The organism is Spirosoma sp. KUDC1026, from assembly GCF_013375035.1.
GTDB lineage: Bacteria > Bacteroidota > Bacteroidia > Cytophagales > Spirosomataceae > Spirosoma.
The window spans coordinates 4,939,888-4,963,771 of record NZ_CP056032.1 but is presented as its reverse complement, the minus strand read 5'-3'; the positions used below and the strand labels follow the sequence as shown (position 1 = coordinate 4,963,771).

Sequence of the window (23,884 nt, the reverse complement as noted above, 5' to 3'; positions counted from 1 at the left end):
ATTACAAAGAGATAAGCGGATAACGACCAACGTATCATGCTGATTGAAACAACGTATCAAACAGCTATCTCGTAAATCAATATTTTATTTCTAGCTTTTCCCTCGAGTCGTTAAGACATGATTCAGTTGATACTGCTAGTAGTAGGTAGGTGGGTTGATTAAGTTGGTTCGACGGGTAAAATTACCTCAGTGATGGTTCCCCCGCCGGGACGAGGATGGAATCGAAGCTGCCCCTGATGCAGCGTAATGATTCGGTAAGCGAGCGTCAGGCCAATACCAAAACCACCAATCATCTGCACGTTCGAGCCCCGTACCAGCGGCAGTAAAATCCGTTCTTCCTCGCCGGGTGCCAAACCGATTCCCTGATCGGCAATCTGAACACGGGCGCGCGCTTCGGTATCCATCTCCAACTGCAGCGTAATGGGTTGGCCGCTGGAGTATTTGGCCGCGTTATCCAGCAGATTGAGCAACGCCGTTTTGAGCAGATGGGCGTTACCCAGCACCGTAACGGGGGTGGGCTGTTCAAGAACACCATCACTGAATTGGACGGATAGCGACTGCCCCGGCCGCTGCTGCCCCAGCGTGTCGGCGGCATCAATGATGATGTCAATTAATTCGATGGGGTGCCGGTCAAGCTGTGCATCAACACCATCAATTCGGGCGAGTTGCAGGAGGCCGTTGGATAAAGCCGTCAGTTTGTCCAGTTCCGTAATGGCCTGGGTCATGCCTCGTTTGAGGGTATCAACGTCGGTATCGTAGAGCAGCGAGGTTTCCAGCCAGCCTTTGATAGTGGTCAGGGGCGTTCGAAGCTCGTGGGAGGCCTGGGCAATGAAGGACCGTTGATTCTCCACCAGGCGCTCCTGCCGGGTCAGCAGGTCGTTAAAAGCCTGAGCCAGCACGCCAACCTCGTCGCTAGGATTATCGGGCTTCAGGCGGAAGGTAGCCGCACTGGCGGTGGGGGTGTTGATCTGACCGATCAGGTTGTTAAGCGGCTTGAGCGCCTGTCGGGAAAAGAAATACCCCAGTAAAACGACCAGCCCGATGGCTACGGCATTACCAATGATGAACAGATCCCGTAAATTCCGCTGCCGTTGGTACCCGTCCTGATCGTAGGCCGTAACAATCGCGACGTACTCGCTGCCGTCGGGTGAGGGCGCAACGCCCGCGTAGGTCAGGGCGACGCCGTCCTTAGGGTACAGGTGGCCGGGACTCTCGTACTGAAACTTCACCAGTCGTTCACGCCGGACTCGCTGTCGAAAGGCTCGCTGAATCACAAAATCATCCGTTGTTTCACTACTGTAGATCAGGCTGTCGGCGGGGGAGTAAACAAATTCGGTCTGTTCGGGCATGGAAGAGATAACACTGCCCGCAACCATTCCGCGCAGCGTCAACAGTTGCTCAGTGACGCGGGCCTTGCGCTCAAGGCGGTCTTCGATGGAGCGTTGCCGGAAACTGGCGTAAGTACTATATACGTACACCGAAAAAATCAACAGCAGGCCAGCTACCAGCGAGGAAAACCACAGGATGAGTTTGTGTTTGATTGACATAATCAGCCCCGCAGAACATAGCCCATTCCCTTAACTGTGTGCAGTAACTTCTGACTGAAGTCTTTATCAATTTTCTTGCGCAGGTAATTGACGTACACTTCGATGACATTCGTATTGGTGTCGAAATGCAGATCCCATACTTTCTCGGCAATGTCGATCCGGCTGACGATCTTCCCTTTATTGATCATCAGGTATTCCAGCAGGGCGTACTCACGGGCGGTCAGTTCAATTAATTGTCCGGCGCGGTTTACAGTGTGGGCTTCGGTATCGAGGACGAGATCGGCTACACGCAGTACCGTTTTGATCCCCCTAAAGGCATTCGTTCGGCGGGCCAGCGCCTTGATCCGCAGCATCAGCTCGCGAAACTCAAACGGCTTGACCAGGTAATCGTCAGCCCCCGCGTCAAAGCCACTTTCCTTGTCGGCCAGACTATCCAGGGCTGTCAGCAACAGTACCGCCTGACGTGGGGAAGCCTGTTTGATATACCCGCACAGGGCAAAGCCGTTGATATAGGGGAGGTTAACATCCAGCACAATGACATCGTAACTGTTATTGTCGGCCAGCCGCTGACCCATCAGCCCGTCGTACGCCAGATCAACCTCGTAGCCTTCGCTCTCGATGCCTTTGCGGATGAAAGATGCCAGACTTACTTCATCTTCAACCAGTAATATTTTCATTAAGAAGGGTTAGGGTTCGTCTACCAGCTATTGTCTGCCGAAAAGAAGGCGCTCGGTCTGGCAGCTAAACCATAAAACTAAGGAAAGTATCAGCGTGTTTGACGGCCCTGTCGAATCCCCTGACTAACAGGCCGATGTGTTACGAGCTGGGCCGGGGCGGACTGTATAGCGTTTTTTGTGACAGTTCAGGCTTTTGCCGGCGTATCCCGTACAAAAGCCGACGATAGCCAGGCGAACGCGGTAGGTAGAAAACTTCTACAGGATTTCACCGGCAAGGCCCGTTTTCAGCGCGAAGAAATCTGACGTAAGATGCTGCTGATGGAGAATGATTCGCATCGTAGCCCTGGTAATACAGACTGCTCAACAGATCGGTGCCGTCTTCCGGTGTATAGATACGCCGAAACGATTTCGGCAAACCGGATGTCGGTGAGCAGGTGGAGATCGATCGTCATTAAAGGGAGTTATTAAACTGACTTTGCCGCCCTTTACAAGTACCTTACGTAGGTAGTTAAAACGAAAAAAATCAGCCGGGTATCGCTACTAAGAGTTGCTAACCCAGCTGAATTTGATTAGTGAAACAGCGATAAATTTCGCCTACCGGCCAGGAGGGATTGGAGCCGGAACAACGTTCGCTACGGGCTTTGTCGATTTGAGATAAGCAAAAATGGCTTTCAGGTCAGCATCCTTTATGTTGCGATAGTTAGTCCAGGGCATTGGTGGCAGTAACATTCGATTGGTTGCCAGCCCTTTTGCTTTTCCCTGGGTGAGTGCCTGTTTAAACTGCTCCTCTGTCCAGTTACCAATGCCCGTAGTAGGGTCAGATGTCAGATTGGCCGCAAACGACACGCCCCAGGGGCCTACCGCGGCTGTGTTATCGCCGTTGAACATTACCCAGTCTTTCATTGCGTCTGCATTCCGGGCTGGGAGAGGACGGTCAGCGGGATAACCCGACAGCAGTTGCTCAGCTACCGGTTCGGGCCCCTGAGCGCCCATCACTTTAGGCGAGTGACAATCGTTACAGCCCATTATACCGACCAGGTATTCTCCTCGTTTGATCAATGCCTGATCGGGAGGAATGTGGGCTACAACGGGAACAGACTTGGGTGTTTTTGTTGAGAAACCGGCTAGAAAAAGGATAGCTCCCAAAAGAATAACAAACGTGAATAGTACAGATGTCTTCATAAGAATAAGATAGATGAATGTGAGCGAATAAGAGATTATTAATTAAATAGTCAACGGTTTTTATGATTGAGTTTAGTTAGTTTATCGTTTCATGTGCTCGTCGTATTCTTCCTTTGACAAGACTCTTGTTCCCTGCCCAGCAACAAAATACCATTTGCCCTTCTGTTTGATATACGTTTCTGTGCGAACAACTCGTATCGGGAAATCGCCTTTTGTCGTAGCAAAAACGACGTCGAGGACAAAGTTTTTCACGGCCGCGTCCCCGTTGTAAATACGCAGAATAGTGGTGCCCGGCACAGGTTTGGCCGACTTAAATGTTGCCCCTTCCTCTTGGAATCCCTTTTTCCACTCATCGAAGCCGTAGGATATTCGTCCCTCTGGGCCGACGGCAATGTAGTCGTCGTTATTGAACCGAGTACTGTCATTTTTCCTGCTTAACAGCTCAATCGCTTTTCTATCTTCGGGAAAGGACGAATTGTCGTATTTGTTTGCAGGCGGGACTTGGGCATTTGCTTTTAAGGCAAAAAGCAGAACAAGGATTACTAAAACTGATTGTAGTGTCATTTTTTGTTGGCTGTTTGGCTATGTGTTGACTGAACAAAGGTTCTAGCGCGATAGGTACTGACCGTGATGCTACGTGCTAGAAATAAGCCCAGGCCAACCCGTATGCATTCGCTGAGTTGGGCCGGTAACTTTCCGGCGATACGTGCAACCTATTTTCTACGACACGGGTCACCAGGCTTTATTAATCGTTCTTCCAGGTTTGCCGTCTCACAGCATAAACCAATTCATCTATATATTCCCCATTTTTGTATAGCGTCCCTTTGAAATGGGCTTCCAATACGAAACCGTTCTTTTGAAGGGCTCGCTGGGACGCTACGTTCGTGCCGAATGGTCTGGCGAAAACCCTGTCTACATCATACGTGTCAAAGGCAAAGTCAACAATTCGGCGTATAGCTGCGCTGATAATACCTTTTCCCCAAAAAGGCTCGGCCAGCCAATAGCCAAGCTCTGCGTTCTTTCGGTGAATGTCCGTTTGAGGATGAATGCCAATCCCGCCAACCGCTTCTGTATCAACGTCTATCGCGAACAGGTGAATCGGGCTGTCTGCCGTGGCGAAGTCAATGAATGACAGCCCATCGGTTTCCGTGTACGGATGCGGAAACTTGTCGGTCATATTCTGGGCAATGTGCCGATTATTGGCGTACCGAACTAAACTGCCTAAGTCATTCTTTGTCCAGGGCCTCAGGTCAAATGCTATGCGTTGATTCATGGTGTAGGAATAGACACTGTATAAATACCAAAAGGAATTATACAGGAGCGTAAAGACTTAGCAAGAGGCAAAAAACCTTATCATTTGAAGGATTTTACTGGTCACCCGGGTTCTGGCTAACGAACAAAACGCTTATATATCGAGCCGGTCACCTTGTCGCCCGGAGCTTTGTTCACGCACAACTTTTTTGTTTCCAGCGTACACAGGGCTGATAGTGGGGAATTACCGACTATTCGTCGAAATCAGGTACTTAGAAGCTAATTAACCGACACTATCTCTGCGACTTATTTCTGCCTGCACGCTCTTCAGATTTCTTGAATATACGTTGCCCGATAAAACAGCACTAATCAGTAAAAGGATAGTCATTATAAAACCTCCTTGGTGGGTAGTGGACCAAACAGCAACGCCAACTAAACCACCAATGAACAGCGCAAATGGAGTTTTTTGTGAGTTCATCTTTTTCTCTTCCGACACCAATTCGTTAAGTGTCATTTGGGAATAGTCCTTATTGGAAAGCATAGAAGTATTGATCGTAAGAGGAGTTTGGAATATTGGGTAAGTTGTTGATAGTCAAACAAAAGACACTAAGCTCATATATTTAACTTCGCTCAAGGCTATTGGGAGCAGAAAGAGCCCAACGACCACAGGAGGCTGATAGCGAATTACGGACATGAACGGCAGGGCTATTGGCGTTGCTCTTGCAACTTGTACACTGTTGCCCGGAAGGTGACTTACGAGTTTCTGCTAATGCTTCGCTGGACTTCGAGTACGAAATCAATAGAAGTACCGATGTATTCTGCAATCTCCTCTATAGTAAGCTTTCCGCCTTTGAGCGCTTTAGTTACGGCTTCGGTTTCCTTTTGCTCAACAGCTTCTCGAATCTTTTGCTTTTCTGCTTTTACCGCTTCTGCGTTGGCTGCTGTTACACGAGCAAAATACGCTCGTTCTTCTGGAGTCATCTTCCGAGTGTCCAATTCGTCAATGGCACGTTTAAGCCATTCCTCATTCCAAAAAGCTGGATATTGTGTTGGTTCGGTCGTATGGAGCGTTTTCATGGTGTAAACCAGTTTCTCTAAATCGGTCTCTATCTCAGCCACTTGTTTGTTAAACTTAGCCAATTCTACCGTAATAAACGTCATCTGAGTGTCAATGATTTCACCTGTTTCGCTCCGTAGATTGGCAACCGTATGAAAATGAGCGGTTGGTAAAATGCTCTTCGCCAAAATGGCGATGGCATAGATTTTGGGCAAATTGGCATAATCAAACTCACCCCGTTCTACTACCGTATTGAATTTATGCAAGGCATAAAACTTCATCCGCTGAACAAAATGCGGAGCGAATCCTAACTGCATTTCCACAATGAACTGACTGCCATTTTCATCGGTACAGGCTAAATCAAAAATGCCGCTCCGGCTGTCAATGGTCAGCGCTTCAAACGCATTCTTATCAAAATGCACTTCTCGAATGGGCGTCTCTGATTTGATCAGTGCCTGCAAGGCCGTGCGTAGAAATAAGCTGTCAGCTTCGTTGCCAAAGGTTGCTTTGAATCCGTAATCGGAAATGATGGGAATATAAATACCGGTCTCCATGTAGCAAAGTTATTTCAAACAACCGGTTCACTGGTACTTACGATACTTTCCGCTTCCATCGAGCCGCAAGGAACGGAATATTACGTAACCTGCTAACGAACAAAAACCTAACTTTTGGGGTCTCGCTGTTTGTCTCACACAACATTACCGCTACGTTGTTGGCTATTTGCATCATCCAACGCCAACGGGGGTGATGAACAATAACCTATTTAACTGAACTATAAAGGTTTACAACCTTTATATTCTCGTTTGGTTGAACTGAACTTCCTCCCTCGGGACATGCGACTTTTCACTGAAACGGTAACAGACGCGGAACGAATACTCAACGCTTGCGTTGCAGACTGGACTGATAATGAAACCAATGGCTGGGCGCATCAAGCATCAAGATACCTTTCCGAAACGCCCGGCTACCAATTAGGCCATCTCTGATAACCTGACCAATAACTTCATCAGTACGAAATATAGCTGACTTCTTAAACGAATGATTCACGCCGTCGATGTGAATATCAATCCGCTTTATAAACTGCTTCCGGCTTACACGAATGAATTGGCCTACGGATGCTGAAAGAGAAAGATTTAGTTTTGTATCATAGTTGCCAATTTTGGTCAGCCCAGTAGGCGAAATGGATAGTTCATTACCTGCTCCCGTATCCAACATTATATTTAATTGATTGCCGGAAAGGCTACGGGTCAGCAACATCGGAAGACTACCACCAAGCAAATTGGCATTAGAGTTTGGTTTGTGGCTCGAACGACGTAGCGAGAAACGTTGGTTTGCGTAATCAATTGTTATAGCAAACTGCCGTAAAACATCCCAACCTAACAAGCCATCAATACCTGGAAAGGATAATCCGGCGGCAACAGCAGGCAAATTCTTTATTGTCAAGCCCCCCAGAATTAACGAATCCAGTAGTAATAATGAACCCGGTACGTTTTTACCGTCATAATTACTAAGAGTCATTTCAGTTAACTTTTTTGCACCCAATTGTTTGGCAAATCGGCGGGAAAGTAGTGTGCTTTGTGCTCCTGTGTCGAGGACTAGACGGCAAATCCGTCCATTTATCTGAACTTCAATTACTGGATGACTCTTGGGTCCAAGGTGAATAGGAAGTTCCAGGCTGTCAGTTTTTAGCTGATACTGTACGGGTAGCTGTTGAGCCAGCAGTTTAGCTGAGCTATAAAAACGGGTAGTAATGTGTAGTGAATCGGCAAGTTGCAAATAGCGCTGATAATGGCCCGGCCAGTAATAAAATTCATCCAATAGCAGACCCCATGCAGAAACCTGTTCTATTGAAGTGGTTTGAGCAGGCATGTTTAAAAGCTGCTGTTTAGCTAAGCTATCCCGCCCAAATAACCAGTGATTAACTGCTATCAGATATGTTGTTGTCAATGTATCGCCTACTGATTTTGACAAACCCCTGAAAGGTAAAAGCAGAAGGCAAACGGATAAGATAGTTTTTAACGGCACAGCATTAGTAAGAAAGATAAACAAAACATATAGAGTCAGTTCAGTCAAGGGTGTCACTTGTCAGTCGAGAGTCAGAAATGGAAGCCCAAAGCCCGGCTTGCCAACCGGGGTATTTCCTGTGTCTCAAACTACGTGGCAAACCCGAATTTTCAGCTTATCTAACCGGGGGCGTTTCTCGTCGGTCGGAGCCGGCCAATGAGCCGAAACGGCCTTATTAAAGACTTGGAAGCCGTCACACGGAAGCCTGCTACTACGTTATTGACTATTGGGACAACCCAACGACCCAGGGGATGGTGTGTAAGATAGCTCAACCTTCACATTCTTGTTCAGTTGGGATGGATACCCTCCCTCGGGATGTGCTCCCTGTTACCCAAAAGCTACCCCCGCGCAGAACGACCACAAACGTACTTTCGCTACTTCTTATATTTGAAAACCAAATAGCTCACAACCAACGGATAGTAAGTGCCATCACTAATCCGATAAGCCCCATTAGCACCTAATCGTTGGCACTCTTTGCGAAGTTGTAATTTTACTTCCTCATCTGTATTTAACGTAGGCCTGCTATTGACTGACAAAGCGACAACACCTAATTGCTCGATGTCTTGAGGGTTTTCCTTTTCTAAAAGGAAAACCCTAAGCGAAGACGTATCAGCCGGTAAATCTCCGCTAACTTGAGCAATTGACTTCGTTTGGGAAGTGACACAAGCAGATAAGCAGATGCTTATAAAAAGTGAAATAAGTGATAAGCGAACTAATGTACGTTTCATACTTGATTTCTAATAAGTTAACCTAAAAGGGGCAATTATCTTGTTAGCCAAAAGCCCGAATTTGAAGCCCCAGACCCGCCCAACCGGGGTGTCTGTGTTACCACTTGAAACCTGAAAATGGCAAACCGGAAGCTGCTTTTCGGGACGTGCGGCTTGGCGCCCCAACGCCAGCAAATGAGCAACTGCTTTAGGAAATCTCCCAGCATATAATTATACGCAAAACCACTCAATAGTCCTCGTCAAGACGCCGGAAGCTGTGTCTCAAAAACAGCCCCGGCTAGCACGCTACGCAAGATAAGGGCGTAGCCAGAAAGCCACCGTTGTGTTTATTGTATGGTAGTGCTTACACCTGCCACTCTTCTAACTGATACGCGTCGTTCCAGAAGTACCATTCCAGGCGGCTTGACTGCATGAAAGCGGCCTTCATTTGGTCGCGCTCGGTGGGGCTGGCCGATTCGGCAAGCTGGTCGGTGAGGGCGAGCATTTGGCTGACGACCCAGTCGAAGTCGTCACCGGCGTACGTGTCGATCCAGGCCTGGTAGGGGTTCTGAGGACTGGCCTGGGCATAGATGGACTTGCCTACCTCGCGGTAAATCCAAAAGCAGGGGAGCACGGCTGCCACGCCCACCGCCAGCGACTGGGTAGCCGCTGTCGCGAGCAGAAAATTGGTGTAGGCAAAGCAGGCTGGTTTCTTGCTGGTCTCCGGCTGGATATCGTAGAGCGCAAAATACTTTTCGTGCAGTATCCGCTCCACCCGGATAGCGTTAGTGGCAAACTCGGTGAATTGCAGAATATCGGCGGGTGCCGTGGCTTTGACGGCCAGTTGCGCTAGTGCCCGACTGAAATCAGTCAGGTAAAGGGCGTCCTGCTGGATGTAATACTGAAATTTAGTAGCGGGTAACGTACCGGCGGCCAGTTCCTGCACAAAGCCGTGGGAAAGAATGGTTTCGTACAGGGGCGTAATCTGCTGCCAGAGTTGATCGGTGAAGCGCATAAGAGAGTTTACTGCCAGTTGGAAAAGAAATGATGAACGGGGCCGTGACCGTGGCCGAGTTTGTAGGCTGCCCCCGCCTGTAACGTACCGGTGAGGTACGTTTTGGCTTGATCAACTGCGTCATGCAGGGGCAGGCCCTTTGCCAATCCGGCCGCAATGGCCGACGAGAGCGTACAGCCTGTGCCGTGTGAGTTGGGCGTAACGATACGTTGCGTCGGGAATAGGATTTGTTCGCCCGGCGACGGGCAAAGGATGTCCGTGCTGTCCCCGTCCAGTAGGTGCCCTCCTTTCACGAGTACCGCACCGGGGTACTGACTGCTTAGGTCATTGGCTGCCTGTCGTAAATCGTCAAAGGTCTCAAGCGTACGTCTCAGCAAAACACCCGCTTCGGGCAGGTTAGGCGTTATCACCGTTGCCATGGGCAGTAGGTAGGTTTTGAGCGCGTCGATGGCCTCGTCCTGCAGGAGTTTATCGCCACTGGTAGCCACCATGACCGGGTCGATGACGATGGTGTACACGTCGAAGGCGGTCAACGTATCGGCGATGGTTCGGATAATGTCGGGTGAGTGCAGCATACCGATCTTGACCGCGTTGGTACCAATGTCACTCAGGACAACTTTGATCTGTTCGGCCACAAAAGCGGGCGGGACGGGGTGAATGGCCGTAACGCCCAGTGTGTTTTGCGCCGTGAGGGCCGTAATAACCGACAGCCCGTAGCAGCCCAGCGCCGAAATCGTTTTCAGGTCGGCCTGGATGCCAGCGCCACCACCGCTGTCAGAGCCGGCAATTGTCAGAACCCGGGTGTATGTTTTCATAAGATTGAGCGAGTTGAATGAGTTGACGAGCCGCGTCGTAGGGCGACGGATGCCCACAAATAGCGGACACGACAGCCACCCCCGTTACGCCCGTTTGCCCAATGGACTGAAGGTTCGTAGCGTTGATACCACCGATGGCAAAAGTCGGCAGGTGGGTTTTTAAGCAGATGTCCCTTAACCCCAGCGCACCGAGTTCGCTGACGGTGTCGAGTTTAGTGGGCGTAGCGAAAATGGCCGCCACGCCCAGGTAGTCGATGTCGGCGTATGCCTGAGAAGCCAGCAGCTCGATCATGTTGTTGACCGACAGACCAATAAGCTTGTCCGGGCCGAGGAGCTTACGAACCAGCGGGTAGGGCATGTCGTCCTGACCGATGTGCACACCGTTAGCATCGATGGCCAGTGCTACGTCGATGCGGTCGTTGACGATCAGTCGGGCACCGTAGCGCTGCGTAATGGTTTTGAACGTAAGACCCAGTTCGACAAATGAACGAGTTGACATCGTTTTTTCGCGGAGCTGTACCCAGCGGATACCCGCCCGGCAGGCTTCTTCCACCACAAATGGTACCGTATGGCCCGCCCGCTGGCTGATGTCGCTGTCGGTGACCAGATACACGCGGTTGGTTGTGCTCACAGCTGTCCCAGTTTGAGGTGTGCCGCTACGTCCTGCGCAGTCAGTTGGTAGAGCGCATCCAGAAAATTGAGTTGCAGACTACCGGGGCCGGGCGACCGACGAGCGGCCAATTCTCCCGCCAGTCCCATCACGGCCATGCTGTGTACGGCCGCCTGGAAAGAGTTGGTGTTGACGGCGACAAATGCGCCGATTAGTGCCGTAGCGGTACAGCCCATGCCCGTTACCTTGGTCATCATGGGGTGACCATTGGCGACGGTCGCAACCTGATCAGCGCTGACGATATAATCCTCGGCTCCACTCACGACCACAACGCTGCCCAGTTCGGCGTTCAGTTGGAGGGCGCTGTCGAGTGCTGCCGATGAGCCATGTACGCTGTCGACTCCTTTGGTCCGGGCGTTCAGGCCAGCCAGCGCCATAATCTCCGACGCATTCCCCCGGATCACAGTAGGCGGGGCCAGGTCCAGTAGTTCCCGGCTGATCTGGTTGCGGTAGGGCGTAGCACCCACGCCAACGGGGTCAAAAACAATGGGTTTGCCCAGATTTCGGGCTACGTGGACGGCCTGGCGCATGCCTGCGACGAAATTCTGGTCCAGTGTGCCGATGTTGACCACCAGCGCGCTGGCAATGGTAACGAAATCAGCTACTTCTTCTTCGGCGTGCACCATAGCCGGAGAGGCTCCCAGCGCCAGCAGGGCGTTGGCTGTGTTGTTCATGACAACAAAATTGGTGATGCTTTGTACGAGGGGCGACTGCGAGCGAATCTGCTCAACGTCGTTCCAGATGGATTGGGGTGTTGCGGTCATACGGGTTGCGTTAACAGAGAAAATGCAACCTCAGGGGGAGAAAAGACCGCAGTCTGGCAGAGCAGCAAGCGGAGCTAACTTTTCCCTACGGCAGTACGAACTGCATCAGGTAATAAGGGTATTGTCTCAGTCGATCCGTTTGCAGATCGACACCCCTAAAGTTGTGCGGTAAAGGTACGTGAATTTTTGACAACCGATCAACCTGCTCTTGGCCAGAAGAGAAGCATTGGCTCAATCCTGTTACCTTTGGCACGCTATGCCTACCAAATTTTTCCCGTCTCTCCGCGCTATGTGGCTGCCCCTGTTCGTGTTGTCCTTTTTGCTCACGCACTGCCGCTCCCGCCAGACAACTGAACAAACACGGGTAACCGACAGCCGCCAAGCGAGTCCGTCGACGGGACAAGTTTCCATCCGACACGCCAAAGGCTTTTCGGTTGAGTACCTGCCTGGGTACAAACGGGTTCGTATTTTCAACTCGTCGGCCGCCGACAAAGACACGGCTACGTACGTACTGATTCCCCGGGGAGCCGCCAAACCGACGAATCTGCCAGTTGGTCAGGTGATCGAAACGCCCATTCGGAGCCTTGTTACGTTGTCATCGATGCACATTGGTTTACTCAGTTTCCTGAACGCCGAGAACGTATTGGTCGGCGTCGATAACGCGACGTATATTTCGTCGCCCCAGGTGACGAAGCGGGCGGCTGAAGGGAAAATCAAGGAGGTTGGTGGCGATCAGACGCTCAATGAAGAAGCCTTGATCGCCATGCACCCGGACCTGTTAATGGTATCGGGAAGCCCCACAGCGCAGCTCAATCGGTACCAGACATTAACCCGGGCGGGTGTGCCGGTGCTAATCAACTCCGAATGGCTGGAAACGACCCCGCTGGGCCGGGCGGAGTGGGTCAAGCTGGTGGCTGTGCTGCTGGATAAAGAAGCGCTGGTCAATCAGAAGTTTACCGAAGTCGAAACGGAGTATAATCGGCTAACGGCGATGACGAAGAACGTACCGAAAAAACCCAGTCTGATTGCGGGTATGAGCTATAAGGATGCCTGGTTTGTGCCCTACGGCGACAGTTACATGGCGCAATTTTTCCGGGATGCGGGCAGTACGTATCACTGGAACGACACGAAAGGGCAGGGGGGACTTGGTCTGAGTTTTGAAGCCGTTTATCCTGTCGCTCTCACCGCCGATTATTGGGTGAATGTAGGTACAGCTATCACCAAAGGGGATATCGTGGCGCAGGACGTTCGCTACGGCGATTTCAAAGCGTTCAAAACGGGGCAGGTATTTAACTACAACAAACGCGTGAACAAACAGGGGGCCAACGACTACTGGGAATCGGGCGCTGTCAACGCCCACCTTGTCCTCGCCGATCTGATCAAAATTCTGCACCCCGATCTATTGCCGGAACATAAGCTGGTTTATTACCAGCGGGTTAAATAAAGTCGTTACGTATTCTACTTTGTTTTTGTCATCCCGACGTCAGGAAGGATCTTCGGTAAGAGTAGTCAAAAAAGCCAGCTAGCGAAGATCCCTCCTGAGGTCGGGATGACAAAAAAGTGAAAAGAATTACGCTTCGACCCAGTTTACTTTTTCTTCGATGGGTTTGCGGATGGCGGGCTTAGGCTCGGCGTTATGATAGCCCATGTAGAAGAATCCCAGACATTTTTGATTGTCGTTGAGGCCCAGGAACTCGTGTAGTCGAGCCGGGCTGCTTGGCGAACTCCAGTAGGAACCAATCCCCAGGGCCGTTGTCGTGAGCCACATGTTCTGCACGGCGCAGGCTACGGCGGCTACTTCTTCCCATTCCGGCACTTTGTCGCTGTGTACGTCCATGATGATGGCCATGACACAGGCCGATTTCAGCACTTTGGTCCGTACACCTTCGTATTTCGCTTCCGAATAGGCTTCTGGCGCCGTTTGCGCTTTGTAGGCATCGCCGAAGAAATCGGCCAGTTTCTGTAGACCTTCACCCCGGAAAACAGTGAAGCGCCAGGGCTGAGTCAGGCGGTGCGTCGGCGCGTAGTTAGCGCTTTCGAGTACCTCTTCAATTAGCTCACGCGGAATTTCCTGATCGGTGTAGCTAGGTGGAAAAATACTCCGGCGGGTTTTGATAAGTTCGGTGATTGTGTCTGCGGATGTTGTCATATTACTACGTTAGTGTCTTACAGCCAGATGCTATTTCTGCTGAACCTTGAATAAACACCGGCGCGTTAGTTCGCGCAGTGCGATGGTTTTACCCCCGCTAAATTACGAGGAAAGTGGGAGGGGAGAAGCTGTCCGCAAAGATTCGGTGATCAGCCTGACCTACTGACCCGACGAAACCTTCATCAGAATAAGGCCCGCGACAATCAAAAGAGCGGCCAGAAACCGAGTCGCGTTAATCGGCTCGCCAAGCAGAAGAATGCCGACAATAAAGGCACCTACGGCACCAATGCCCGTCCAGATAACGTAAGATGTGCCCAGCGGCAGGGTTCGCATCGCCAAAGCCAGCAAACCAAAGCTGGCCATCATGGCAACAACGGTGATGAGGGAGGGGACGAGCCGGGTGAAGCCTTCCGACTGCTTCATAAAGTAGGCCCAGACGACTTCTAACAGACCCGCGAAAACTAAATAAACCCAGGACATGACCAAGACGGTTTTAGAGTAACCGGGCCGTCCCGAATGCGCTTCCCGCTCTGGGGGAGGTCGTCCTCCTGGTTTTTACTAACCTGTTGGTAAAGGGTGGCAGGCAATACAAAGTGCACACACTCCAGACAAAGAGGGGCAATTAGGAGCAACTGGAGCCATTCAGGTAGTTACGATCGATCAGTAGTCGCGCTCTGAGACGTCTCCTTCTCATCGGCGGTGGATCGTTTCTTCGTCCACAGAAAGTTTTTGGGCTTCTGGTTCTGATCAGCGGCTTCAACGAGATCAGCAATTCGCTTTTGCCGGGTCTCCGGCCGCTTAGCCAGCACCAGCCATTGTAGCAGATTCCGTCTGTCAGACCGGCATAAGCTCGAAAAATAACGTTCGGCGCTCGGCCTTGTCCGAAACGCGTCGGCCAGGTCGGCGGGAAGTACCAGCGCTTCCACCTCATCCAGAATTGTCCACGAGCCATTTCGCCTGGCAGTATCAAGGCTGTCAAAACCAGCTTTCGTCATCAGGCCGTTATCAACCAGTCGCTGAATACGTTCCTTGTTGACCTTCGACCACGTACTGACGGGTTTGCGCCGACTAAAAAACTGCCGATACCGTTCCGCATCGATGGGTTTTACCGTGCTGTCAATCCAGCCAAAGCAAAGCGCTTCCTCAACGGCTTCGCTGTAGGTGATCCCTGTAACAGCAGAGTTCTTCTTGTGGTAAACGAGCCAAATAAATTGCTTTGTGGCGTGGTGCTCATTAAGCCATTCCCGCCATTGCTGCCGGTTTGTGGGACAGAACGTTTCGATCTCCTGATCAGCCATTTGTTGTTGTGTTAGTTTCGACGTGCCGAACGTAACTGACATAAACGAAAATGAGGATAATGGTTTTTGTACAGCAGATGACAGAAAATAAATGTTACATCAACTACTAACGCATCGCGACCAGAATCATATTGACAAGGGCCATCCCAACCAGGTGATAACTACCCGTTATCAGGCCGTACAGGAAAGGCCGGGGGATGTTGGGATTGATAGCGATGTTGACGGTGTTGGCGAACAAGTAGCCAAGACCGACGATCAACGTAAACTGCAAGGCGTTGGCGTAAGACGTTACGTTCAACGCCTGCAAAAGAACGGCACAGGTTACGGTTATGATCAACGCGCAGACGGCCGGTCCAACAATGTAGAGCGGGTTCAGGCTTTGGGGCTCATTCGCGTCCCGGCCCAGGGAAATACGGTAGGGTTTCGGGAAAAGGAGCATATACCACAGAGAACCCAGCAGAAAATAAGGAACAAAAGCGGCCAGGACACTAAGCCAGTTGATGTCGGACAGTACGTTAAACATAGCTGAAAATGAGAGGTGAGAATTGTTGTCGTTTGACTTGACAAAGGTCACCCCATCCACTGACAGCCCTATGTCATAGGTCAATCGGGAGCGCAAAAAAAATCGTGTGCCCGCTGCGCCAGCTCACGCAACTGATCCCGCAGGGCGGGTGGTTCCAGGATGGTAACTGCCCCCGCGAACGGTAATAACCAAGTGGCCAGGTAAGGCATATCCCCGATCAGAAACGACATCTCCAGGCCACCGTCGGGCTGGGGTTGTTCGTCCGTCCAGCCATACTGATGTTTGGTATCGTGCAGGTGCTGTGCTAGGGCGGGCAGGACGGCTGCGGGCTGGAAATGAATAACGACTTTTTCTCTTGATCGCCGACTGGCTTCGGCGGCCCAGTACTGCTGCAACGTTTCGGGCCGGGCCGTAAAGACTTCCTCAGTAACGACCAGGTGCTTGATGCGGTCAAGCCGGAAATCCCGGAACGCCTGCCGCAGTCGGCAAAACGCCACGACGTGCCATTGCTGACTTAAATAAAGCCCAATGGGTTCTACGTCACGAACGGTGGGCATGCTTGAATCGGCGGCAAGGTAGTCCAGACGGACTACGCGCTGGTTAGTGATGGCCGTTACCAACTGCTGGTACGCATTAGGCCGGTTCGATTGCCCCGCTGCTCCCAGCACCTGAATGTGTGGGTCGAGGCTTTCGAGATGGTCGCGGTCGGCGCGACGTAACGCGGCCCGTAACTTATCCATAGCAGCCCCACTGAGTTGAGCCGTAGAGGCATCGGTAAGGCCAGCGGTCAGCTTTTCGGCCGTGAGCAGGGCAATGGCTTCCTCCCGCGTGAACATGACCGGCGGCAATCGGTAGCCGTCCAGCATCGCATAGCCTTTTCCGTCCTGGGTTACGATGGGAATTCCGGCTTGCTCAAGCGTCCTGATATCGCGATAAATGGTCCGTGTACTAACCGAAAAGCGCTTTGCCAGCTCCGTCGCCGTCAGGATTCGTTTTGTTTGCAGTAACGTCAGCAACGCCACCAGCCGGGAGAGTCGGGTTATTTCGGGATCAACCATTGGGCTAGCTGGGTACAGATTTGTGTTCTCAAATTACTCAATGATCTGTCAGTCAATAAAGCAGATTCTTAATGAAGTCTGACATGTTTAATCGACGTTCCGGTGACTGTAAGACGTTGGCAATTATCACCGCTACAACCTATTTGTTTCTGCGATTTGATGCCAGCCCAAAACGGTTATTGACTCATCTGGCCAACAGCCGTTTTGGGCTGATGATTAGCAGTGGTCGCAGCAGGTGGCGTTATCTTTTGCTTTCTCAAAACTTTCCTGGCCTTCTTTAAACGAAAACCAGGCCAGACCAAGCATACCGGCTGCATCGATGAAGGGCAGATGCACCAGCGCATAAAGGACACTTGACACGAGCAGAACCACCGACATGTATACGCATACCATCGTACATTTACCGTCGGCAATGATAGACGCCGAACGAAGCTGTTTACCCGTCCGAATTTTCCAACTGGCCAATAGGCGCATAATGACGATCGAAAGCACGGATACTATAATCCCGGCTACAGTTGTTTCAGGCTGTTGGGACTTCCATATGCTGATGCCGGCTCCCAGAAGCAGCCCCACAACCAGTACATAAAAACAGGAGCCGGTAATTTGGAGGGCCAGCTTTTCGGAGCGCCCCCGTTCGGCGCTGCCATACCGCCGTAAGCGGGTAATCATAGCCAGAATACCCAGACCTGAAATGACTTCGATAAAACTATCTACGCCAAAACCGGCCAGCGTCAGAGCCTCGTCGTGAGCGCCAAAATAGAGCGATACCAGTCCCTCTCCGATATTGTAAAGTACCGTAAAAACGGCCAGACCGGTGGCTATTTTCCAGCCGTTCTGTGTAGAAGTATTGAGCGTCGTTTCCATAACTAAACTACATGGAGATCAAAGAAATAATTTTAAACCGCCATTGGCGACAAATCCTTCGAGTGGGGCCCATACTTCCCGGAAGGAAGGCTGGTTTAGAGGGGGTAAAATTACGGCCTGGTAGCGGTCCTGTCGGATGTTTAGGATATTCTCGAAGTTGATAAACACACTGAATTTCTTCCAGCGCCGTTCCCCCATGACGCCCATCAGCCAGTAAGAACGCGACCAGTCGCCGGTCGAGAGCGGTTTACGGCTATAATAGTACGCTTCCAGCCCCAGGCGAAACTTACCTTCCAGCTCGTAGACGCCAACCAGATTTACCCGATGTTTGGCCGTAAGGGGCACCGGGCTATTGTACTCGACTCCGCTGTAACGTCGGCGGGTATCGACCAGACTGTAACCGGCGTAAAGATTGAAATCTTCGTAACCAATACGCAGGTTGGTTTCCAGGCCCCGGCTATCGATGGGGCCATCAGCGTTCGCGAATTGATAAACTGCATTCGATGAGCCTGTTGGAATGATAGCTGGAATGTCCAGCACCAACGCATGATTGAGCCGGGTGTAAAAGAACAACTGATTAATTGATACGTCCAGCCGATCGAACAGAGTAGTCCGGTAATTTAGATCGAAGTTGCCCCCAGTGGAGGTTTCCATCTGCGCGGTTGCCGGATCAATGGGGCGTACGTTGCGAAAAGCTACACTTTCGGCATCTTCGGTAAAGAGAGTAGGAGCTTTATAGCCTAGCCCACCGCCTAAGCGGGACGTTAATTTGTCTGAGAGTTTGACAAGCAACGACACGCGGGGCAGGGCGAAAAAGCCAAAGCGGTTATGGTAATCACCCCTAAGGCCGGTTTCCAGCGTTAGCCAGGAAGCGGCTTCGTAGCTGTTCTGCAAAAAACCACCAACTGTTGTATACTGGTAGTTCCGGTCCTGGTTGCTGCCTGTTTCGGTGAATTGTTCCGTCCATAGATTACCCCCGCCAATCCATTCTGAGCGCTCACCGGTATGCCTATAACTGACCTCGGAAAAGCTGGAAACCTGATACCCGGCAAACCGATAGTCTGGCTGGGTAAGAACCCGATTAAAATAGCTGACACTATTCTTGACTGTCAGCACTGAGCCAGCAAAACGCTTATCGAGCTGGAGCTGCGACGCCAGCCGATCCGAACGGTTTTGCTCAAAATAGCGATTTGTATTATCACGTCCCTCTTTTAGCACCTGCATATCGCCACCAATCCTGTTTTCCCAGTTGCCCATACCGCCCACGATCAGGGTCGTTGTGGGGTTGATGTAGAGATAAAGGCGTGGATTTACGGTATAACGTTCGTAGTTGGGTAGAGCCGAAAATCCCGTCTTTCCTGGATCATATTCGCGTTGCGTATTACGGGCGGCAAATAGAGTAATACCTGCTTTTTCCCACTTCTGTCCCCAGAAGCCACTTATATCGAGCCCCTGTGCCGTGGTTCCGTTGACCATGAAACTGAGTTCCCGTTCGTTGGTAGGTCGCTTAGTTACCAAATTAACCAGGCCCGCAATGGCTCCTCCGCCATAAAGTGTAGAAGCGGAGCCTTTTATTACTTCAACCTGTTGCAGATTCAGCGGAGGTATCTGCAGGATGCTCAGACCAGCGGCAAAGCCAGCATAAATAGGCAACCCATCCTGCAAAATCTGGGTGTAGCGACCATCTAAGCCCTGAATGCGGATGTTGGCGTTGGCCGAAACGGGCGACGTTTGCTGGACCTGAATACCGGTGCTCTCGTTGAGTTGCATTCGGATATCGCCCGGTCGCATATTGGCCTTTTCTGCCAGTTCTTCGCCCGTAATTACTTCAATACGAGTAGGGGTATCATCGATGGTACGATTGCTCCGGGTAGAGGTTACCACCACCTCATCGAGTTCTTCTCCCTCGGATGGGGTAAGCTGGATCACGAACGAGTTTGCTGAGTCTGCTACTATTATGCTGTCCGTTCTGCTGTTATAACCGACAAACGAACAAGTAAGCGCGTAGCGGCCCGGTCCTGGTGGTGTCAGCACGACTCTACCGGCTGAGTCTACCGGCATGCCGATGGTACCTGGCCTAAGTTCGACAGTGGCACCAGGTAATGGATTACGGGTTTCGGCATCCTGAACGGTTACCCGCAGGCTGGTTTGGCCCTTGGCTATAAGTATTACAGAGAGTGTCAGCCAGAGCGACACAATTAAAAATTTCATGGAACACAGTTGGTTTGATTAGTCAATAACTTCCTGACCCACGCAGAATGAGCAGGTAGCGAACAACAGTGATGACTAATCTAGCCGGGGTGGTTGCCAGATACGCTCCGGTACGTCGAGCGTGTGCGGAGTCTGGTACGAGGACATAATGGCTACCGTAATCAGAGTGTCTGACAGCGGGGCTTCCAGAAACTGGCGAGCCTGTGGAATAGTGAAACCGGAGCAGGCAGCACAAAGGCAGAACGGCGAACAGCGCTCGTCATGTTCATGCTGGTCAGTGTCTGGCAACGATGCCTGATTTGTAATGGGTTCTTCTGGGCAAAACGCTTCGCAGGGGAGCCCAGAAAGCACCAGTACGTACATTGCCAGAAGAAACATCCACCATTTCATAAAGCAAAGGTAGGTAATTAGTGATACCCTGTAACGGCAACCTGCCTGTATCTGCAATTGGGAAGCCTGTTAAAAACATGAACAGGTTCTATCAACGAGCGTAATAGAGAAAACAGGCCTGGCATCCGCTGAGTCTGATTAAGAACAATCAGTTTTTCGTGTTTTTCAGGCAAATAAAGGCCCGGATACGGGAGCTGGTCAAGACACCGGATTGGCAGGAGGGCTAGGTAGAATGCTGATCGTATATAGACCAAGGCAAGTTTTTACGAGACAGGTAAAATCGTCAGCTTATTTCAATTCCCGGTTGATCTCGCTCAGCAGATACGTTTTTGGGTCGTTGAAATACTCCCAGAACATGACGCCTGCCAGCCCTTGTTTTTTTACGTAGCGGCATTTCTCTTTGATGGATTGCTCGTCGTCGTAGGAGACGTAACGTTTCAGGTCGGCGTTGTAGAGGTAAGGGGCTTTGGCTTTCTTGTCCCAGTAGCGTTTGTAGGCCGGATTGGTCAGCAGGCTGTCTTTGATGAACGTATAACCACCCCCGCGCTCAACCTTCGCGATGGTGCGGGGCTCCTGCTTTGGATCATCGTTCTGCAACTGCCACGCCCGACCGTAGAACGCTACGCCCAGCACGAGTTTGTTGGCCGGAACGCCCGCTTTCTTGAACAGTTCGATGTTCCGTTCGCCAGACTGGCCTTTGTAGTCTTTGCTCGGGGTTGCCAGATTCGTGTGGTGCCCCGCCAGCGGACCGCCGGTAAAGTAGTCGTACGCCATGACGTTGACGTAGTCCATGTACTGCTGCGCCTGGCCCATGTTGGTATGCGTGAAGATTTCTTCGAAACCCGGCACGGCCGTCGTAACCAGATAGTCTTTGCCGGTTTGCTGCTTGAGCGCGTTCAACTGCTCCCGCAGGGATTTGAACATCAGCGTAAAGTTCTCTTTATCCTCGGGCCGGAATACGTTGTCCTCGCCTTTCATGCCCGGGTATTCCCAGTCGATATCGATCCCATCCAGCTGGTACTGCCGGACAATATCCACCGCCGACGCAGCAAAGGCCGTTCGTGACGTATCACTCAAGACGGCATCCGAAAAGTTTTCGCTCCAGGACCAGCCGCCAATCGAGATCAGAATTTTCAGGTCAGGATTGCGTTGTTTCAGCTCGTTCAGTTTTCGAAAATTAGTCGAGTCGGTGGCGAGGTTGGTCAACGTAGCGCGGTTATGCTGCACGTTGACGAAGGCGTAGTTGATGTGCGTCAGTTTCTCGGCCGCAATGTTGTCGGCGTCGATCAGGCCCCGGAAGCCGCCGACGTAGGCGAGCACGATAGGTTTGGTCGTCGGCTTTGGTTTAAAACCAGCGCTGAGTCCGGCAATCAGCAGGAGGACGGGAACGTAATGAAGAATACGATGCATAAAGAAAAGGTATAGACAGGAAACCAGGAAAACGGATGTTTGTCTGCACGAGTTGACTAGCGGGTTTTCCCGGAGCCAATTAGTCAATGACTAATTGGCTCCGGGAAAACCTTACCAGACCGTTATTCGGTTCTTTTCCGGTTTGTACATTTTGTCGCCGGGCTGTACGTTGAAGGCGTTGTAAAAAGGCGTGAAATTCATCAACGGTCCGTTGACGCGCCATTTAGCCGGGGAGTGTGGATTGGTGTTTACGTACATACCCATGTAGGCGTTCCGGGTTTTGACGCGCCAGATCCGGGCGATCGAAATAAAGAACCGCTGATCGGGGGTAAAGCCATCCAGTTTATCCGCGCTTTTGCCCTGCTCCGTCATTTTGAAGGCATCATAAGCAATGGCAACCCCCGCAATATCGGCGGTGTTTTCGCCTACAGTCAGGGCACCTTTTACGCGGACCGAGTCCAGTACGGTAAACTGATTATACTGGTCGATCACCTGCTGGGTTCTGGCTTTGAACTTCGCATAATCGGCTTTGGTCCACCAGTCTGTTACGTTGCCGTCCTTGTCGTACTGTGCCCCCTGATCATCGAACGAGTGCGTTATTTCGTGCCCAATCACCATGCCGATGCCGCCGTAATTCAGGGCATCGTCGGCGTTCACATCGAAGTAAGGCGCTTGCAGGATACCCGCCGGGAAGACGATTTCGTTGAGTGGAGGATTGTTGTAGGCCGTTACCGTGGGTGGGGTGGTATGCCATTCGGTTCGGTCGACTTTCTGCCCCACTTTAGCTACGTTGTAAGCATAATCATTCTTGTTGGTCGACAGGCGATTTTCGAAATAAGCGTCCCGCTTTATCGTCACCGTCGAATAGTCGCGCCACTTATCGGGGTAGCCAATTTTCTGGGTGAAGGCATACAGTTTTTCCTTCGCCTTTGTCTTGGTCGAATCACTCATCCAGTCCAGCCGGTTGATACGTACTTCAAACGCTTTCTTGAGGTTGTCGACCAGAACGGCTATCCGTTTCCGGGCTGCTTCCGGAAAGTATTTCTTTACGTACAGCTGGGCCAGCGCGTCACCAAGCGACCGGTCGACGGCCTGTGTCATTTCCTCCGCTCGTGTTTTCTTGACGGCCTGCCCGGTCAGCACTTTTGCGTAGGCAAACGAGGCATCGACAAACGGCTGACTCAGCAGGTCCGCGTAGTTAGTCAGTGCCTGGGCTTTCAGATAAACTTTCCAGTTCTGGAGAGGAACGGTTGCTACCATCGCGTTCAGCTTGTCGTAGTAGGCTGGCTGGCCAACGTTAACGGAGTCTGCTTGTACGCCCAGGTCGGTCAACAAGGTAGTCCAGTTCAGAGCAGGCTGTTTTTGCGACAAGTCGGCAATGGCCAGTTTGTTGTAATTGGCTTTTACGTCCCGGAGCTCGATGTTGGTTCGGTGTGCATCGGCCAGTTGTTTTTCAATGTCGTACGTTACGGCTGCGTTTTGGGCAGCGACAGACGGCTCCGCTCCCGTCAGCGCAAACAAGCGGGTGAGGTAAGTTTTGTACGCGTTCTGAATAGAAATCGTCGATGAATCGGTCTTGAAATAATACGCCCGTTCGGGCAGGCCGATACCCGTCTGAGAAAACTGAGCGATATTGATCGAACTCTGTTTGTCATCGGGACCAACGTAAAAACCGATGATAGAACCGTTGCCGGCTTTCTGCTCGTCGGCCACTAATTTCAGCAACGACGCGACATCTGCTACTGCATCGATGCGGGCAAGCAGGGGTTTGATGGGATCATAACCGCGTTTGTTGATCGCGGCTGTGTCCATACCCGACGCGTAAAAATCGCCTACCTGCTGTTCGATACTCCCCGCCGGATGCCGGGTTGTTGAAACGCTGTCCAGAATGCCCTGCAACCGTATCCGTTGCGGGTAATTCAGGAAGGAGTACGAACCGACGCCAGTCTGGCTGGGGGGTATCTGGACGGTATCATTCCAGATGCCATTGGCGTAGGTGAAAAAATCGTCCCCCGGTTTTTTCGATGGGTCAATGCCCGTCAGGACAACGCGCTTTGTTGTCGGCATAGAAGCGCGCTGGCAGGCGCTTGCTGACAAGAGGGCCATGGCTAAGTAGACCAGTTTTTTCATGGGTTGTATTGCTGTAGACCCGTCAAGATACACCGACTAATTCACATCAAGCCAACATGCTTCAATTTAAATTGGCACAGACGGGGCGGGTGACGAGTTAGGGCA

General features: G+C 51.4%; 25 protein-coding genes and 1 riboswitch. Of the genes, 1 reads left to right on the top strand and 24 read right to left on the bottom strand.

Features of this window, described 5'->3' with window-relative positions:
• Positions 1-158: 158 nt before the first annotated feature.
• The 14 genes from HU175_RS20780 to thiM form a co-directional block, all read right to left on the bottom strand.
• Positions 159-1,547 (bottom strand): sensor histidine kinase, encoded by a 1,389-nt coding sequence (locus tag HU175_RS20780; protein WP_176568402.1) that lies wholly within the window; start codon positions 1,545-1,547, stop codon positions 159-161.
• A gap of 2 nt (positions 1,548-1,549) precedes the next feature.
• A complete protein-coding gene (locus tag HU175_RS20775; RefSeq protein WP_176568401.1) occupies positions 1,550-2,224 on the bottom strand; it encodes a response regulator transcription factor in 675 nt (224 codons plus the stop codon).
• A gap of 255 nt (positions 2,225-2,479) precedes the next feature.
• Positions 2,480-2,560 carry a DUF4180 domain-containing protein gene (locus HU175_RS24890; RefSeq protein ID WP_228724438.1) on the bottom strand — a complete coding sequence of 27 codons (81 nt, stop codon included), beginning with the start codon at positions 2,558-2,560 and terminating at the stop codon, positions 2,480-2,482.
• 258 nt (positions 2,561-2,818) lie between these two features.
• Positions 2,819-3,406, bottom strand: a complete 588-nt coding sequence (locus HU175_RS20765; RefSeq protein ID WP_176568400.1) for a c-type cytochrome — start codon at positions 3,404-3,406, stop codon at positions 2,819-2,821.
• An 81-nt stretch (positions 3,407-3,487) separates the two neighbouring features.
• The gene (locus HU175_RS20760; protein ID WP_176568399.1) at positions 3,488-3,970 is read right to left on the bottom strand and encodes a hypothetical protein; all 483 of its coding nucleotides are present in this window, start codon (positions 3,968-3,970) and stop codon (positions 3,488-3,490) included.
• 181 nt (positions 3,971-4,151) lie between these two features.
• The gene (locus HU175_RS20755; protein ID WP_218037008.1) at positions 4,152-4,679 is read right to left on the bottom strand and encodes a GNAT family N-acetyltransferase; all 528 of its coding nucleotides are present in this window, start codon (positions 4,677-4,679) and stop codon (positions 4,152-4,154) included.
• Between the two features lie 261 nt (positions 4,680-4,940).
• On the bottom strand, positions 4,941-5,198 hold the full coding sequence (locus tag HU175_RS20750; RefSeq protein WP_176568398.1) for a hypothetical protein: 258 nt from the start codon (positions 5,196-5,198) through the stop codon (positions 4,941-4,943).
• Between the two features lie 212 nt (positions 5,199-5,410).
• The gene (locus tag HU175_RS20745) at positions 5,411-6,268 is read right to left on the bottom strand and encodes an Rpn family recombination-promoting nuclease/putative transposase (RefSeq protein ID WP_176568397.1); all 858 of its coding nucleotides are present in this window, start codon (positions 6,266-6,268) and stop codon (positions 5,411-5,413) included.
• A 322-nt stretch (positions 6,269-6,590) separates the two neighbouring features.
• Positions 6,591-7,784, bottom strand: a complete 1,194-nt coding sequence (locus tag HU175_RS20740) for a retropepsin-like aspartic protease (protein WP_176568396.1) — start codon at positions 7,782-7,784, stop codon at positions 6,591-6,593.
• 365 nt (positions 7,785-8,149) lie between these two features.
• On the bottom strand, positions 8,150-8,503 hold the full coding sequence (locus tag HU175_RS20735) for a hypothetical protein (RefSeq protein ID WP_176568395.1): 354 nt from the start codon (positions 8,501-8,503) through the stop codon (positions 8,150-8,152).
• A gap of 343 nt (positions 8,504-8,846) precedes the next feature.
• On the bottom strand, positions 8,847-9,497 hold the full coding sequence (gene tenA / locus HU175_RS20730) for a thiaminase II (protein ID WP_176568394.1): 651 nt from the start codon (positions 9,495-9,497) through the stop codon (positions 8,847-8,849).
• An 8-nt stretch (positions 9,498-9,505) separates the two neighbouring features.
• Entirely contained in the window at positions 9,506-10,312 is an 807-nt protein-coding gene (gene thiD / locus HU175_RS20725) for a bifunctional hydroxymethylpyrimidine kinase/phosphomethylpyrimidine kinase (protein ID WP_176568393.1), read from the bottom strand.
• On the bottom strand, positions 10,272-10,943 hold the full coding sequence (thiE, locus tag HU175_RS20720) for a thiamine phosphate synthase (protein ID WP_176568392.1): 672 nt from the start codon (positions 10,941-10,943) through the stop codon (positions 10,272-10,274). The genes thiD and thiE overlap by 41 nt, the downstream gene beginning before the upstream one ends.
• Positions 10,940-11,746, bottom strand: coding sequence for a hydroxyethylthiazole kinase (gene thiM, locus HU175_RS20715; RefSeq protein WP_176568391.1), 807 nt, complete (start codon positions 11,744-11,746; stop codon positions 10,940-10,942). The genes thiE and thiM overlap by 4 nt, the downstream gene beginning before the upstream one ends.
• 65 nt (positions 11,747-11,811) lie before the next feature.
• Positions 11,812-11,913: riboswitch (TPP riboswitch) on the bottom strand.
• A gap of 89 nt (positions 11,914-12,002) precedes the next feature.
• On the opposite strand from thiM, the gene HU175_RS20710 reads away from it, so the two are divergent.
• Positions 12,003-13,190 carry an ABC transporter substrate-binding protein gene (locus HU175_RS20710; protein ID WP_176568390.1) on the top strand — a complete coding sequence of 396 codons (1,188 nt, stop codon included), beginning with the start codon at positions 12,003-12,005 and terminating at the stop codon, positions 13,188-13,190.
• Between the two features lie 126 nt (positions 13,191-13,316).
• Here the strand turns inward: HU175_RS20710 and HU175_RS20705 are convergent, their stop codons facing one another.
• From HU175_RS20705 to HU175_RS20660, 10 genes are all read right to left on the bottom strand, one after another.
• Positions 13,317-13,895, bottom strand: coding sequence for a nitroreductase (locus HU175_RS20705; RefSeq protein WP_176568389.1), 579 nt, complete (start codon positions 13,893-13,895; stop codon positions 13,317-13,319).
• A gap of 159 nt (positions 13,896-14,054) precedes the next feature.
• Complete coding sequence (gene sugE / locus HU175_RS20700) at positions 14,055-14,375, bottom strand: quaternary ammonium compound efflux SMR transporter SugE (RefSeq protein WP_176568388.1); 321 nt, start codon at positions 14,373-14,375, stop codon at positions 14,055-14,057.
• A 170-nt stretch (positions 14,376-14,545) separates the two neighbouring features.
• The gene (locus HU175_RS20695; RefSeq protein WP_228724229.1) at positions 14,546-15,235 is read right to left on the bottom strand and encodes a YdeI/OmpD-associated family protein; all 690 of its coding nucleotides are present in this window, start codon (positions 15,233-15,235) and stop codon (positions 14,546-14,548) included.
• A gap of 64 nt (positions 15,236-15,299) precedes the next feature.
• Positions 15,300-15,716 carry a DUF1761 domain-containing protein gene (locus tag HU175_RS20690; RefSeq protein ID WP_176568387.1) on the bottom strand — a complete coding sequence of 139 codons (417 nt, stop codon included), beginning with the start codon at positions 15,714-15,716 and terminating at the stop codon, positions 15,300-15,302.
• A gap of 80 nt (positions 15,717-15,796) precedes the next feature.
• Positions 15,797-16,774 carry a helix-turn-helix transcriptional regulator gene (locus tag HU175_RS20685; RefSeq protein WP_176568386.1) on the bottom strand — a complete coding sequence of 326 codons (978 nt, stop codon included), beginning with the start codon at positions 16,772-16,774 and terminating at the stop codon, positions 15,797-15,799.
• Positions 16,775-16,990: 216 nt separating this feature from the next.
• A complete protein-coding gene (locus HU175_RS20680) occupies positions 16,991-17,638 on the bottom strand; it encodes a cation transporter (RefSeq protein ID WP_176568385.1) in 648 nt (215 codons plus the stop codon).
• 18 nt (positions 17,639-17,656) lie between these two features.
• A complete protein-coding gene (locus tag HU175_RS20675) occupies positions 17,657-19,849 on the bottom strand; it encodes a TonB-dependent receptor (protein WP_176568384.1) in 2,193 nt (730 codons plus the stop codon).
• Positions 19,850-19,924: 75 nt separating this feature from the next.
• Positions 19,925-20,239, bottom strand: coding sequence for a DUF6660 family protein (locus tag HU175_RS20670; protein WP_176568383.1), 315 nt, complete (start codon positions 20,237-20,239; stop codon positions 19,925-19,927).
• Between the two features lie 288 nt (positions 20,240-20,527).
• Entirely contained in the window at positions 20,528-21,649 is a 1,122-nt protein-coding gene (locus HU175_RS20665) for a glycoside hydrolase family 18 protein (RefSeq protein ID WP_176568382.1), read from the bottom strand.
• A gap of 111 nt (positions 21,650-21,760) precedes the next feature.
• Entirely contained in the window at positions 21,761-23,779 is a 2,019-nt protein-coding gene (locus HU175_RS20660) for a M13 family metallopeptidase (RefSeq protein ID WP_176568381.1), read from the bottom strand.
• Positions 23,780-23,884: the final 105 nt, after the last annotated feature.

Excerpts from the sequence above, each read along its gene's own strand:
- HU175_RS20780 (WP_176568402.1), bottom strand. The coding sequence starts at position 1,547 with ATGTCAATCAAACACAAACTCATCCTGTGGTTTTCCTCGCTGGTAGCT.
- HU175_RS20775 (WP_176568401.1), bottom strand. The coding sequence starts at position 2,224 with ATGAAAATATTACTGGTTGAAGATGAAGTAAGTCTGGCATCTTTCATC.
- HU175_RS24890 (WP_228724438.1), bottom strand. The coding sequence starts at position 2,560 with ATGCGAATCATTCTCCATCAGCAGCATCTTACGTCAGATTTCTTCGCG.
- HU175_RS20765 (WP_176568400.1), bottom strand. The coding sequence starts at position 3,406 with ATGAAGACATCTGTACTATTCACGTTTGTTATTCTTTTGGGAGCTATC.
- HU175_RS20760 (WP_176568399.1), bottom strand. The coding sequence starts at position 3,970 with ATGACACTACAATCAGTTTTAGTAATCCTTGTTCTGCTTTTTGCCTTA.
- HU175_RS20755 (WP_218037008.1), bottom strand. The coding sequence starts at position 4,679 with ATGAATCAACGCATAGCATTTGACCTGAGGCCCTGGACAAAGAATGAC.
- HU175_RS20750 (WP_176568398.1), bottom strand. The coding sequence starts at position 5,198 with ATGCTTTCCAATAAGGACTATTCCCAAATGACACTTAACGAATTGGTG.
- HU175_RS20745 (WP_176568397.1), bottom strand. The coding sequence starts at position 6,268 with ATGGAGACCGGTATTTATATTCCCATCATTTCCGATTACGGATTCAAA.
- HU175_RS20735 (WP_176568395.1), bottom strand. The coding sequence starts at position 8,503 with ATGAAACGTACATTAGTTCGCTTATCACTTATTTCACTTTTTATAAGC.
- tenA (WP_176568394.1), bottom strand. The coding sequence starts at position 9,497 with ATGCGCTTCACCGATCAACTCTGGCAGCAGATTACGCCCCTGTACGAA.
- thiD (WP_176568393.1), bottom strand. The coding sequence starts at position 10,312 with ATGAAAACATACACCCGGGTTCTGACAATTGCCGGCTCTGACAGCGGT.
- thiM (WP_176568391.1), bottom strand. The coding sequence starts at position 11,746 with ATGACCGCAACACCCCAATCCATCTGGAACGACGTTGAGCAGATTCGC.
- HU175_RS20710 (WP_176568390.1), top strand. The coding sequence starts at position 12,003 with ATGCCTACCAAATTTTTCCCGTCTCTCCGCGCTATGTGGCTGCCCCTG.
- HU175_RS20705 (WP_176568389.1), bottom strand. The coding sequence starts at position 13,895 with ATGACAACATCCGCAGACACAATCACCGAACTTATCAAAACCCGCCGG.
- sugE (WP_176568388.1), bottom strand. The coding sequence starts at position 14,375 with ATGTCCTGGGTTTATTTAGTTTTCGCGGGTCTGTTAGAAGTCGTCTGG.
- HU175_RS20695 (WP_228724229.1), bottom strand. The coding sequence starts at position 15,235 with ATGTCAGTTACGTTCGGCACGTCGAAACTAACACAACAACAAATGGCT.
- HU175_RS20690 (WP_176568387.1), bottom strand. The coding sequence starts at position 15,716 with ATGTTTAACGTACTGTCCGACATCAACTGGCTTAGTGTCCTGGCCGCT.
- HU175_RS20685 (WP_176568386.1), bottom strand. The coding sequence starts at position 16,774 with ATGGTTGATCCCGAAATAACCCGACTCTCCCGGCTGGTGGCGTTGCTG.
- HU175_RS20680 (WP_176568385.1), bottom strand. The coding sequence starts at position 17,638 with ATGGAAACGACGCTCAATACTTCTACACAGAACGGCTGGAAAATAGCC.
- HU175_RS20675 (WP_176568384.1), bottom strand. The coding sequence starts at position 19,849 with ATGAAATTTTTAATTGTGTCGCTCTGGCTGACACTCTCTGTAATACTT.
- HU175_RS20670 (WP_176568383.1), bottom strand. The coding sequence starts at position 20,239 with ATGAAATGGTGGATGTTTCTTCTGGCAATGTACGTACTGGTGCTTTCT.
- HU175_RS20665 (WP_176568382.1), bottom strand. The coding sequence starts at position 21,649 with ATGCATCGTATTCTTCATTACGTTCCCGTCCTCCTGCTGATTGCCGGA.
- HU175_RS20660 (WP_176568381.1), bottom strand. The coding sequence starts at position 23,779 with ATGAAAAAACTGGTCTACTTAGCCATGGCCCTCTTGTCAGCAAGCGCC.